Source organism: Pseudomonas sp. M1 (genome assembly GCF_022760135.1).
GTDB lineage: Bacteria > Pseudomonadota > Gammaproteobacteria > Pseudomonadales > Pseudomonadaceae > Pseudomonas > Pseudomonas citronellolis.
The window spans coordinates 6,771,367-6,783,990 of sequence record NZ_CP094343.1; the positions used below are offsets into that span (position 1 = coordinate 6,771,367).

A 12,624-nucleotide genomic window follows, 5' to 3' on the forward strand; every position below is an offset into this window, starting at 1 on the left:
CCCTTCTCTCGGCACGGACTGCCCCCTCTCCCTTCAGGGAGAGGGCTGGGGAGAGGGCGCTCTTCGAACAAACACCATAATCCCGCCTGGAAATCCCTTCGCGAGCAAGGGCTAGGCGCCCCCCTCGCTCCTACGAAAAGCACAACGCCCTCGACAACCCCCAGTGATCTTTATATTCTGCACAGCGAAACATAATTCCGTTAAAAACCACAATTACAACGGAGACGCTGAGCATGTCCGAGGTAGTGCAGGTCGAACGTCACGCCGACGTGGCCCTGATCAAGGTCGACAATCCCCCGGTCAACGCCCTGGGCCTGGCGGTGCGCGCCGGGTTGCTGCGGGCCTTCCGCGAGGCCGAGGCGGATGCCGCGGTGCGCGCGGTGGTGCTGGTGTGCGCCGGGCGCACCTTCATGGCCGGGGCGGATATCAAGGAATTCGGCAAGCCGCCGCAGGCGCCCTCGCTGCCCGAGGTGGTGGAAGCCATCGAGGCCTCCGCCAAGCCCAGCGTGGCGGTCATCCACGGCACCGCCCTGGGCGGCGGGCTGGAAGTGGCCCTGGCCTGCCATTACCGCATCGCCCGGGCCGACGCCCAGGTCGGCCTGCCGGAAGTGAAGATTGGCCTGCTCCCCGGCGCCGGCGGCACCCAGCGCCTGCCGCGCCTGGCCGGCGTGGGACGGGCGCTGGAGATGATCGTCTCCGGCAACCCGGTGAAGGCGCCGCAGGCCGTGGAATACGGCATCCTCGACGAACTCGTCGACGGCGACCTGGCCGAAGCCGGCCTGGCCTACGCCCGCCGCCTGCTGGACGAGGGCCGCGGCCCGCGCCGCACCGGCGAGCGCCAGGTGCAAGGCGACGCCGCGCTGATCGCCGCCAAGCACGCCGAAGTGCAGAAGCGCATGCCCGGCCTGTTCTCCCCGCTGCGCTGCGTGGCCGCGGTGGAAGCCGCCAGCCGCCTGCCCCTGGCCGAGGGCCTGAAGCGCGAGCGCGAACTGTTCCAGGAATGCCTGGAATCGCCGCAGCGCGCGGCCCTCATCCACGCCTTCTTCGCCGAGCGCGAGGCGGCGAAGATCGCCGGCCTGCCCGCCGACACCCAGGTGCGCGAAGTGCGCACGGCCGCGGTGATCGGCGGCGGCACCATGGGCGTGGGCATCGCCCTGTGCTTCGCCAACGTCGGCATCCCGGTGAAGCTGCTGGAAGTCGACGGCGCCGCCCTCGACCGCGCCCTGCAACGCGCCCGCGCCACCTACCAGGCCAGCGTCGAACGCGGCAGCCTCACCAGCGACGCAATGGAAAAGCGCCTGGGCCTGATCCAGGGCGTGCTCAACTACGCCGCGCTGGCCGACGTGGACCTGGCGATCGAAGCCGTGTTCGAGAGCCTGGAGGTCAAGCGCCAGGTCTTCGAGCGCCTGGACGCGGTGTGCAAGCCCGGCGCCATCCTCGCCAGCAACACCTCGTCGCTGGACCTCGACGCCATCGCCGCCTTCACCCGCCGCCCGCAGGACGTGGTCGGCCTGCACTTCTTCAGCCCGGCCAACGTCATGCGCCTGCTGGAAGTGGTACGCGGCCGCGAGACTTCCGCCGAAGTGCTGGCCAGCGCCATGCAGCTGGGCAAGCGCCTGAAGAAGGTCGCGGTGGCGGTGGGCGTGTGCGACGGCTTCGTCGGCAACCGCATGATCTTCCAGTACGGCCGCCAGGCCGAGTTCCTCCTGGAGGAGGGCGCAAGCCCCGCCCAGGTGGACGCCGCCCTGCGCGACTTCGGCATGGCCATGGGCCCGCTGGCGGTGCGCGACCTCTCCGGGCTGGACATCAGCCACGCCATCCGCGAGCGCCAGCGCCCCGGCCTCGAGCCCGGGCAGACGCTGCCCACGGTGCTCGACCACCTGTACGCCGCCGGCATGCTCGGGCAGAAGACCGGCGCCGGCTTCTACCTCTACCCGCAAGGCTCGCGCACCCCGCAGGACAACCCGGCGCTGCCGGCCATGCTGGAGCAGGCCGCGGCCACCCGCGGCATCGTTCGCCAGCCGGTCAGCGCCGAGCACATCGTCGAGCGCTGCCTCTTCGCCCTGGTCAACGAGGCCGCGCGCATCCTCGACGAGGGCATCGCCCAGCGCGCCAGCGACGTCGACCTGATCTTCCTCAACGGCTACGGCTTCCCGGCCTGGCGCGGCGGCCCGCTGTTCCACGCCGACCGCCTGGGCCTGGACCACGTACTGCAACGCATCCGCGAATTCCACCAGCGCTTCGGCGCCTGGTGGGAGCCGGCGCCGCTGCTCGAACGCCTGGTGGCCGAAGGCCGCCGTTTCGCCGACCTCTAAGGAACCGCCATGGACATCCACTTCACCCCCGACGAACTGGCCTTCCGCGACCAAGTCCGCGCTTTCCTGCGCGACAAGCTGCCGGCCGACATCGCCAGCAAGGTGCGCCTGGGCAAGCACCTGAACAAACAGGACCACCAGCGCTGGCAACGCGCCCTCAGCGAGCAGGGCTGGTACGCCAGCCACTGGCCGGTGGAATTCGGCGGCACCGGCTGGAACGCCGTGCAGAAGCACATCTTCGAAGAGGAATGCGCCGCCTTCGGCGCGCCGCGCACCATCCCCTTCGGCGTGAACATGGTCGCCCCGGTGATCATCAAGTTCGGCACGCCCGAGCAGCAGGCCCACTACCTGCCGCGCATCCTCGACGGCACCGACTGGTGGTGCCAGGGCTACTCCGAGCCGGGCGCCGGCTCCGACCTGGCGTCGCTGAAGACCCGCGCGGTGCGCGAGGGCGACCACTACATCGTCAACGGCCAGAAGACCTGGACGACACTGGGCCAGCACGCCGACTGGATCTTCTGCCTGGTGCGCACCGACCCGGAGGCCCAGCAGCAGCGCGGCATCAGCTTCCTGCTGATCGACATGAAGTCGCCGGGCATCACCGTGCGGCCGATCATCACCCTGGACGGCGAGCACGAGGTCAACGAGGTCTTCTTCGACAACGTGAAGGTGCCGCTGCAGAACCTGGTCGGCCGCGAGAACGAAGGCTGGACCTGCGCCAAGTACCTGCTCACCTACGAGCGCACCGGCCTGGCCGGCATAGGCGCGTCCAAAGCGGTGCTGGCGCACCTCAAGCGCGTGGCCAGCCGCGAGCTGTGCGACGGCAGGCCGATGCTGGAAGACCCGCTGTTCCGCGCCCAGGTGGCCGAGGTGGAAATGCAGCTGATGGCCATCGAGATGAGCACCCTGCGCATCCTCGCCGCCGCCCGCGAAGGCGGCGTGCCGGGGGCGGAAAGCTCGATCCTCAAGGTCAAGGGCACCGAGATCCGCCAGGCCATCAGCCACCTGCTGCGCAAGGTCATCGGCCCCTACGCGCTGCCCTTCCTCGAAGAGGAATTCGAGCTGGGCGCCGAGCCGCTGCACGCCGACTACGCCAGCGCGCCGGCCAGCCAGTACTTCAACCTGCGCAAGCTGTCGATCTTCGGCGGCTCCAACGAAATCCAGAAGAACATCGTCTCGAAGATGATTCTCGAGCTGTGAGGGCGTGAGCATGGACTTCAAACTCAGCGAAGAGCAGCAGATGCTGCAGAACACCGCGGCGCGCCTGGTGCGCGACGAATACGCCTTCGACAGGCGCGAGGGCTTCGGCAAGAGCGAGCTGGGCTACAGCGCCGAGTTCTGGCGCCAGCTGGGCGAGCTGGGCCTGACCTCGGTGTCGCTGCCCGAAGCCTACGGCGGCTTCGGCGGCGGCGTGGACAGCATGCTGGTGCTCACCGAACTGGGCCGCGGCCTGTGCCTGGAGCCCTACCTGCAATCGGTGGTGCACGCCGGCGGGCTGCTCGCCCAACTGGGCAGCCAGGCGCAGAAGGAAAGCTGGCTGCCGCGCATCGCCAGCGCCGAGGCGCAGCTGGCGGTGGCCCTGGAAGAGCCGCAGAGCCATTACCAGCTGCACGACGTGCAGACCCGCGCGGAGAAGGCCGGAGACGCCTGGAAGCTCAGCGGCCGCAAGGCGGTGGTGATCGGCGGGCAGAGCGCCACGGCGATCCTGGTTTCGGCGCGGGTAGCGGGCAATGCGCGGGACGAGGCGGGCATCGGCCTGTTCCTGGTCGATCCGCAACAGCCCGGCGTGCAACGCCGCGCCTACCCGACCATCGACGGGCAGAAGGCTTGCGAGCTGTTCCTCGACGGTGCCGTAGCCGAGGCCGTCGGCGCTCCCGGCGAAGCCCTGCCGGCGCTGCGCTACCAGCAGGGCCGCGCCATCGCCGCGCAGTGCGCCGAAGCCCTGGGCAGCATGCAGGAAGCCTGTGCCCTGACCCTCGACTACCTGAAGACGCGCAAGCAGTTCGGCGTGCCCATCGGCAAGTTCCAGGTGCTGCAGCACCGCATGGTGGACATGCGCAGCGAGCTGGAGCAGGCCACCAGCATGGCCATCCTCGCCGCCTGTGTGGCGGACCAGCCGGACAGCGCCGAGCGCAGCCGCACCCTGGCGGCGGCCAAGTTCATCGTCGCCCGCGCCGGGCGCTACATCGCCGAGCAGGCGATCCAGCTGCACGGCGGCATCGGCATGACCTGGGAATACGTGCTGGCGCACCATGCCAAGCGGCTGGTGATGCTCGGTCACCAGTTGGGCGATGACGATCATCACCTGAAGGCTTATGCGGGGTTGATGGAGGTGGCGTAGGGCAGGCCTGCGGCCCCCTCACCCTAACCCTCTCCCGGAGGGAGAGGGGACCGTTCGGTGTGTGCGGGGAGGTTGGAGTCAGCCGGGAGCCCAGGCGTTTCCGGCTGAAACCCCACTCACAGCCGGCACGGACAGCCTGGGAGAGGGCTGGGGTGAGGGAAAAGCCCGAGCACCACCACCAACAGGCCCACCCCTTGTAGGAGCGAGCTTGCTCGCGAACCCGCCTCAGGCCCCCAGGCTCTCGATATCCCGCGCCAGCATCTCCAACTCATGGGCCAACGACCCCTTGAGCGTTTCCTCACTCAGCTGGAACGACGGCGCACCACAGGTCAGCGCCATCAGTCCCCCATCGGCCAAACGCAGCGGCACACCGGCCGCACGCACGTTGCGGTCCCAGTCACCAAGGGACAGGCAGAAACCATGCTCGCGATACTCCTCGAAGGAGCGCTCCAACGACGCACGCATGGCCGCCCAATCGCCTTCATGACGAGCTTCGAGGGCCTGCAGCAAATGCTCCCGCTCCTGCTCCGGAGTCGCCGCCAGGTAGGCGCGCCCGGCTGCAGTGGTAGCCAACGGCAAGCGCACACCAGCGTCCATACGCAGCGAGGTAGCCTCCGGCGGCCGGCAGTTCTCCACGTAGATCATCGACAGCCAGTCGCGGCAGGTCAGGCCCACGGTGGTGTTGGTGCGGCGGGCGAAGGCGTCCATGTAGGGCTTGGCCAGCTGGCGCACGCGCAGGTTCGACACGTAGGCGTAGCCCAGGGCGAGCACGCCGGAATCCAGTTGGTACTTCTCGTGCTGCTGCGAATAGCTGAGGTAGCCGAGCCTGGTCAGCGTGTAGGTCATGCGCGACACGGTCGGCTTGGGCAGGCCGGTGATCCGCGCGATCTCCTGGTTGCCCAGCACCACCGAGCCGTGGGTGAAGGCGCGCAGCACGTCCAGGCCGCGGGCCAGGGCCTCGACGAACTTGCGGTCCTTGGGTGCGCTGGAGTCTTCGAAATCGTCGCTCATGCTGCCTCGGCTATGGGGAAATAAGGGCCGGAGCGGCGTCCGGCGCGGGCGAACGATAGCAGATCGGCATGCCGCGGACAGCAGGGCGACGGGCCGTTGCACAGTCAAAGGCTATCGCATACCATCGATTTCGACATCATGTTTCGCAGAGCAGAATAACAATTCACTGATGGAGGGCGACAATGCCCGTCACTGCCGAAAGCCATGTCGCCGCGCAATTCGCCGCGCGCGGTTACCGCAACGTCCACGACCTGCTGCGCGACGCCAGCCGCGAACACCCCGAACGCCTCGCCTTCTCCTGCGGGCCCGGTTGCCTGAGCTTCGCCGAACTGGAGCGCCAGGCCGACGCCTTCGCCCGCTACCTGCGCCACTGCGCCGGCCTGCAACCCGGCGAGCGCCTGGCGCTGATGCTGCCCAACTCCCTGCAATATCCCATCGCCGCCTTCGGCGCGCTCAAGGCCGGGCTGGTGCTGGTCAACACCAACCCGCAGTACACCGCCGGCGAGCTGAGCCACCAGCTGCGCGACTCCGGCGCCGTGGCCATCCTGCTGCTCGACCGCCTGCTGCCGCTGCTGCGCAAGGTGCAGGGCGACAGCGCGGTGCGCCAGGTGCTGCTGACCTCGGTGGAAGACATGCAAGCCCCGCAGTACGCCTGCGACGAGCCCGACGCCACGCGCTTCATGCAGGCCCTGCGCCTGGGCGCCGAAGCCCCGCCGCTGGACGCCGAGCCGGGCCTGGAGCGCCTGGCGCTGCTGCAGTACACCGGCGGCACCACCGGGGTTTCCAAGGGCGCCATGCTCAGCCACTACAACCTGCTGGCCAACGTCATCCAGACCCTGGAGCTGTTCATGCGCCCGAGCCTGCTCGACCCGGCCAGCGACGTGCGCATCGCGCCGCTGCCGCTGTACCACATCATGGCCTTCTCCACGAACTGCCTCAGCTCGGTGGCCATGGGGCTGCATACCGTGGTGATCCGCGACGGGCGCAACCTCGACGAGATCATCGAGGCCATGCGCCGCTATCCCTTCAGCCTGCTCAGCGGGCTGAACAGCCTGTTCGTCGGGCTGATGAACCACCCGGCCTTCGCCAGCCTGGACTTCAGCCACCTGAAGTGGGTGACCAGCGGCGGCGCGCCGCTGAACCTGGAAGTCGGCCGGCGCTGGCAGGCGCTCACCGGCGCCCCGGTGCTGGAGGGCTTCGGCCTCACCGAGGCATCGCCTGTGGTGTGCACCAACACCCGGCTGACGCCCTACCGCGAGGGCTTCGTCGGCCAGCCGCTGATCGACACCGAGGTGCGCATCCTCGATGACGAAGGCAACCCGTGCCCGCAGGAAGTCCCCGGCGAGCTGTGCCTGCGCGGCCCGCAGGTGATGCTCGGCTACTGGGGCCGCCCGGAGGAAACCGCCCAGGTGCTGGACGCCGACGGCTGGCTGCACACCGGCGACATCGCCCTGCAGGACGCCAACGGCCTGCTGAAGATCGTCGACCGCAAGAAGGACATGATCCTGGTGTCGGGCTTCAACGTCTTCCCCAACGAGGTGGAGGACGCGGTGATGCGCCACCCGGGCATCCGCGAGTGCATCGCCATCGGCGTGCCGGACGCGCGCAAGGGCGAGTCGGTGAAGCTGTTCGTCAGCCTGCGCGACCCGGCCCTGGACGCCGCCGCGATCATCGCCCACTGCCGCGAGCACCTCACCGGCTACAAGGTGCCGAGCTTCGTCGAGATTCTCGACGAGCTGCCCAAGACCTCGGTGGGCAAGATGCTCCGCCGCCAGTTGCGCGACCTGGAAGCACGACGGAACCCCACGACGTGACGACAGCGACTAAGGTGAAGACAAGCCAGCCAGACAGGGGCCCCAAGCCCATGCCCGAGAGCAACCTTCCCACGTTCCGCCGCATCGGCGTGATCGGTGCCGGCGCCATGGGCCGCGGCATCGCCCAGTTGTTCGCCAGCGCCGGGGTGCCGGTGCAGCTCTACGACAGCCGCGCCGAGAGCATCCAGCAGGCCCTGGACTTCAACCGCGAGCTGCTCGAGCGCGCCGCCGCCAAGGGCAAGCTCGGCGCCGACGCCCTGGCCGCCACCCTGCAGCGCCTGCAAGCGGCGCACAGCCTCGACGAGCTGGCCGGCTGCGACCTGCTGATCGAGGCCATCGTCGAAGACCTCGGCGCCAAGCAGGCGCTGCTCGCCGAACTGGAAGCGCGGGTGGCGGACGACGCGGTGCTGGCCAGCAACACCTCGTCGCTGTCGATCACCCGCATCGCCGCGCGCTGCCGCCGTCCCGAGCGGGTGGCCGGCTTCCACTTCTTCAACCCGGCGCCCTTGATGCGCATCGTCGAAGTGGTGCGCGGCCAGCGCACCGACGAGGCGGTGATAACGCGCCTTTCGCGCCTGGCCGAGCAGGCCGGGCACTTCCCGGCGGTGAGCCCGGACAGCCCCGGCTTCATCGTCAACCACGCCGGCCGCGCCTACAGCACCGAGGCCCTGCGCATCCTCGGCGAGGGCATCGCCAGCGCCGCGCAGATCGACCGCATCCTGCGCGACGGCGCCGGCTTCCGCATGGGGCCCTTCGAGCTGTTCGACCTGACCGGGCTGGACGTCTCCCACGCGGTGATGGAATCGCTGTACCAGCAGTTCTACCAGGACCCGCGCTACCTGCCCTCGCCCCTGGCGGCGCAGCGGGTGGCCGCCGGCCTGCTCGGGCGCAAGAGCGGCGAGGGCTTCTACCGCTATCGCGACGGCCAACAGCTGCGCGAGCCGGAACCGCAACCCGAGCCGGTGCTGCTGGACCGGCCCTTCTGGCTGGACAGCCAGGACCCGGAGCTGCGCCACCACGTCGGCCAGTTGCTGATCCAGGCCGGGCTGGTGCTGGAGAGCGCCGAGGCGCCTTCGGCCCGCGCCATCTGCCTGGTCACCCCGCTGGGGGAAGACGCCAGCACCCGCATCGACGCCCTCGGCCTGCCGGCGGAACGCAGCCTGGCCCTGGAAAGCTTCGGCGACCTCGACAAGCGCCGCGTGCTGATGCGCCAGCCGGCCCTCGACCCGCAACTGGAGGCCCAGGCGCGCCAGGCCCTGGGCGCCGACGGCGTGCCGGTGGAGGTGATCAACGACTCCGCCGGCTTCGTCACCCAGCGGGTGATCGCCAGCATCGTCAACCTGGGCTGCGAGATCGCCCAGCGCGGCATCGCCACCCCGGTGACCCTCGACCGCGCGGTGCAACTGGCCCTGGGCTACCCCTTCGGCCCGCTGGCCTTCGGCGAGCACTACGGCGCGGCGCGCATCCTCACCATCCTCCAGGGCCTGCAGGCCTGCTACGGCGAACCGCGCTACCGCCCCAGCCCCTGGCTGCGCCGCCGCGTGCAGCTGGACCTGCCGCTGCACGCCCCGGATGCGGCGGACTGAGAACAACTGTCCTACAGGCCGCACCGAACCGCTCTTCGTAGGAGCGGGCCCTGCCCGCGATTTCGCGCGCAGGGCGCGCTCCTACAGGGAAGCTACGCGGGTGGGGGTGGCGTAGGAGCGGACTCCGTCCGCGATAGGCCCAGCGCCGGCCCTGCCGGCGAAATCGCGGATAAATCCGCTCCTACGGGGTGAGGAATGCAACCGCTCCTGCAGGCACAGGAGAAACGCCATCGTAGGATGGGTTGAGCGAAGCGATACCCATCACCCCGGCCCGATGGGTTTCGCAAGCTCAACCCATCCTACGAAGAGCGCCTCGGCGCAGGCGGTGCCTCACAACCACCGAAACCGCCCATCCGCAAGCCGCTCCAACGCCGCCTGCCGCTGCGCCGCGGGCAGCGCGCCGAGCCTTGCGGCCTGGGCATAGAACGCCGGCCAGTCGCCGTCGACCTGGCGGTATAGCGCGGCGAAGGCCGGCACCCACTGGTCGTAGAGCGCGAAGGGCAGCAGCGTGGCGTTGTTCAGCGGCCCGTCGATCCAGCCGTCGAACAGGCCCTTGCCACCCCAGCGCCGGGCCACCAGTTGCCGGTATTCGCTACGCAGGCGCTCGAACTCGGCGGCCTTGCGCGCCCGCATGGCCTCCGGCGGCAGGCCGCTGGCGTAGAGCGCCTGCAACCGCGCCCGCGTCGCCAGCACCAGGGCCGCCAGCTCCTCGCGCTGCCGTGGCCCCGTCTCCGTCGGCAGCGGCTGCCCGCGCGAGGCCAGCCACTGGCGCAGCCCCTCCCGCTGCACGAAGACCGCCAGGGATTCGTTGAAGGCGCTATCGCCGGGCAGGTACAGGCGCTGGTGGGCCAGCTCGTGGAAGATCAGCTCGGCCTGGTGCGCCTCGTCGCCGAGCATGGTGCTGAGAATGGGCGCATCCTCGCGCCCGGGAATGGTGAAGGCCGCGGCCGCGCCTATGCAGGTGTCCAGGCCCTGGCGCTGCAGCTCGGCCGCCGCGCGCCGGGCGTCATGCGGATCGTAGAAGCCGAGGTAGCTGACGCAGCCCGCCTTGGGAAAGCAGCGATCGCGCGGCCGCAGGGAGAACTCGTCGGTGGCGAACAGGTTCCACACCGCGTAGTCCCGGCGCAGGTTGGCGTAGCGGCGGTAGCTGGCGTTGTCCGGCAGGTCCAGGTGGCGGCTGGCGAAGTCGCGGGCGGCCAGGGCGGCGGCGAGCAGGCGCCGGGTGCGCGCGTCGGTGCCGGGGTCGGCCAGCACCTCGGCCACCGGCAGGGCATTGGCCAGCACTTGCCGCTGGCCCTCGTGCAACTGCTCCTGGTAGCTCCCGGCGGCGCAGGCCATCAGCAACGGCAGGCCCAGGCAGACCAAGGTGCAATGGACCAGGCCCATGGCGCACCTCCATGCCCGTTGACCCGGGGCAGGGGGCCATGGCGGCCCGCGCGAAGTCAAGAAATCGACTCTTTACGGGTGAGCCTAGCGCAGGCTGACGAATTCGCCGGTTTTCAGTCGCTCCAGCGCTGCCTGGCGCTCTTCGGCGGGCAGCGCGCCGAGCTTCTCGACCCGCGCATAGAACGCCGGCCAGTTGCCGCCGACCTGGCGCAGCAGCGTGGCGAAGGCCGGCACCCACTGGTCGTAGAGGCCGAAGGGCAGCAGCTTGGCATTGTTCAGCGGGCCGTTCACCCAGGCGTCGTAGGGGCATTTGCCGGCCCATTCGCGCTGGCACAGCGCGCGGTAGTCGCGGCGCAGGCGCTCGAACTCGGCGGCCTTGGCGGCGCGCTTGTCGGCCTCGGGCAGGTCGCGGGCGTAGAGCTCCTTCAGGCGCTCACGGGTGTCCAGCACCAGGCGGGTGAAGCCTTCGCGCTGGCGCACGCGGCTGGCCTGCTCCGGCGGCAGGCCGCGGAAGGCGCGCCAGCGGCGGCCGCCCTCCTGCTCGACGAAGCTGGCGTAGGACTCGTTGAAGGCGGTGTCGCCCGGCAGGTAGAAACGCTGGTGGGCCAGCTCGTGGAACAGCGTCTCGGCCAGGCGCTGGTCGTCCCAGCGCAGCATGCTGCTGATGATCGGGTCGTCGAACCAGCCGAGGGTGGAATAGGCCTCCACGCCGCCGACGTAGACGTCCCAGCCCTGCGCCTTCAGGCGCTGCGCCTCGGCCTTGGCGCCGGCCTCGGCGTAGTAGCCGCGGTAGGCCACGCAGCCGGCGATGGGGAAGCAGTGGGTGAGCGGCTGCAGCGACAGCTCCGGCGTGGCGAACACGTTCCACACCACGTAGGGCCGGTGGATATCGCTGTACAGCCGGTAGCTGCGGTTGTCCGGCAGAGCCAGCTCGGCGCTGGCGAAGGCGCGGGCCTCCTGGGACAGCGCCAGGCGCTGGCGCAGCCTGGCGTCGCGGGCGGGGTCGGCGACCACCTCGGCCACCGGCTCGCGGGCCGCCAGCAACTGCAACTGGCCGTTGCCCAACTGGCTGTAATAGCCGGCGGTGGAACAACCGCCCAGCAGGAAGAACGCCAGGCAGGGAACCCAGCGGGGCAATCGGCGGTCGAGAAACGCAATACACAGGCGGGCGGGCATGCGCGGCACATTAGCACAGGGCCCGAACCGCCGCTGCCGACACAACAAGACCACCCTGGAGTGTACCCATGCGCCCGCTGCTGCTCGCCACCGGCCTGCTCGTCCTGAGCGGTTGCTCGCTGATTCTGCCGCAACCCGACCCCAACCGTGCCTGGATCGACCTCGACACCAACGGCCAGAGCGATCTCTCGGCCCTGCAGGTGGACGACCAGCCCTGGCACAGCACCCGCTACTTCGAGGTCGACCCCGGCCAGCACGAGCTGCGCGTGCGCTACCAGTTCCAGGTCGAACCGCAGAACATCGGCTCCGAGGCCTCGGTGTCCGAGGCGATGTGGCGCGACTGCCAGCTGACCCTCAAGTACAAGGACTTCGGCGCCGGCCAGCGTTACCGCCTGGAGACCGGCAGCATCGGTTTCTACCCCTGGGCGCGGCTGTACGACCAGCAGGCCAACGAGATCGCCCGCGGCCGCACCGGGCGCTGCGAGAAGGTCTGAGGACGCGCCGCGGCGTCGCCCGGAGGGTATGCTGGGAAGATTCCCCGCTTCGAGCGACACCGCCATGGGCAAACTCCCGCTGCTGTTCCTCCCGGCCCTGCTGAGCGCCTGCGCCGGCCCGCTGCCGGCCCACGACCCACAGCTGGCCTGGGTCGACCTCTACACCCAGCCGGCCAACACCCTGCTCGCCGAGCGCCTGGACAAGCAGGTGCTGCGCGACGGCCGCTTCTTCCAGGTGCCGCCGGGCAAGCACGAGCTGGAAGTGCGCTACCAGTACGAGATTCCCGGGGGTGGCGGCGGCGGCCTGGCGATGAGCGACAACACCACGCAGATCACCTGCCGCGTATGGCTGACCTACGACAACTTCGCCCCCGGCCAGCGCTACCGCCTGGAAGTGCGCCCGCAACTGCGCAAGGCCCTGGCCCTGCTCACCGATGCCAACGGCCAGTTGGTGGCCAAGACCGATTTCCAGGGGCGGATGGACTGCGGGCTGTTCTGAGC

Annotated in this window: 10 protein-coding genes; 7 read left to right on the top strand and 3 right to left on the bottom strand. The window is 69.8% G+C overall.

Annotation, left to right across the window (positions count from 1 at the left end):
• The first annotated feature begins 233 nt into the window (after positions 1–233).
• From PM1_RS30100 to PM1_RS30110, 3 genes are read left to right on the top strand one after another with little or no spacing between them, the layout of a single operon-like run.
• On the top strand, positions 234–2,315 hold the full coding sequence (locus PM1_RS30100; protein WP_009614540.1) for a 3-hydroxyacyl-CoA dehydrogenase NAD-binding domain-containing protein: 2,082 nt from the start codon (positions 234–236) through the stop codon (positions 2,313–2,315).
• Positions 2,316–2,324: 9 nt separating this feature from the next.
• On the top strand, positions 2,325–3,515 hold the full coding sequence (locus PM1_RS30105; RefSeq protein WP_009614538.1) for an acyl-CoA dehydrogenase family protein: 1,191 nt from the start codon (positions 2,325–2,327) through the stop codon (positions 3,513–3,515).
• Positions 3,516–3,525: 10 nt separating this feature from the next.
• Positions 3,526–4,656, top strand: coding sequence for an acyl-CoA dehydrogenase family protein (locus tag PM1_RS30110; protein ID WP_009614536.1), 1,131 nt, complete (start codon positions 3,526–3,528; stop codon positions 4,654–4,656).
• A gap of 225 nt (positions 4,657–4,881) precedes the next feature.
• Here the strand turns inward: PM1_RS30110 and PM1_RS30115 are convergent, their stop codons facing one another.
• Positions 4,882–5,667 (bottom strand): IclR family transcriptional regulator, encoded by a 786-nt coding sequence (locus PM1_RS30115; protein WP_009614533.1) that lies wholly within the window; start codon positions 5,665–5,667, stop codon positions 4,882–4,884.
• A 182-nt stretch (positions 5,668–5,849) separates the two neighbouring features.
• On the opposite strand from PM1_RS30115, the gene PM1_RS30120 reads away from it, so the two are divergent.
• Positions 5,850–7,481 carry an AMP-binding protein gene (locus PM1_RS30120; protein ID WP_009614532.1) on the top strand — a complete coding sequence of 544 codons (1,632 nt, stop codon included), beginning with the start codon at positions 5,850–5,852 and terminating at the stop codon, positions 7,479–7,481.
• A gap of 50 nt (positions 7,482–7,531) precedes the next feature.
• Positions 7,532–9,067 (top strand): 3-hydroxyacyl-CoA dehydrogenase, encoded by a 1,536-nt coding sequence (locus PM1_RS30125; RefSeq protein WP_009614530.1) that lies wholly within the window; start codon positions 7,532–7,534, stop codon positions 9,065–9,067.
• A gap of 330 nt (positions 9,068–9,397) precedes the next feature.
• Here PM1_RS30125 and PM1_RS30130 read toward each other — a convergent pair whose 3' ends face one another.
• Positions 9,398–10,453 (bottom strand): aminopeptidase, encoded by a 1,056-nt coding sequence (locus PM1_RS30130; protein ID WP_009614527.1) that lies wholly within the window; start codon positions 10,451–10,453, stop codon positions 9,398–9,400.
• 84 nt (positions 10,454–10,537) lie between these two features.
• Positions 10,538–11,629 carry an aminopeptidase gene (locus tag PM1_RS30135; protein WP_009614525.1) on the bottom strand — a complete coding sequence of 364 codons (1,092 nt, stop codon included), beginning with the start codon at positions 11,627–11,629 and terminating at the stop codon, positions 10,538–10,540.
• Positions 11,630–11,697: 68 nt separating this feature from the next.
• Between PM1_RS30135 and PM1_RS30140 the strand changes: the two genes are divergently transcribed.
• Both PM1_RS30140 and PM1_RS30145 read left to right on the top strand, forming a co-directional pair.
• Positions 11,698–12,123, top strand: coding sequence for a PA0061/PA0062 family lipoprotein (locus PM1_RS30140; protein ID WP_009614523.1), 426 nt, complete (start codon positions 11,698–11,700; stop codon positions 12,121–12,123).
• 64 nt (positions 12,124–12,187) lie between these two features.
• A complete protein-coding gene (locus PM1_RS30145) occupies positions 12,188–12,622 on the top strand; it encodes a PA0061/PA0062 family lipoprotein (RefSeq protein WP_009614521.1) in 435 nt (144 codons plus the stop codon).
• Positions 12,623–12,624 lie beyond the last annotated feature (2 nt).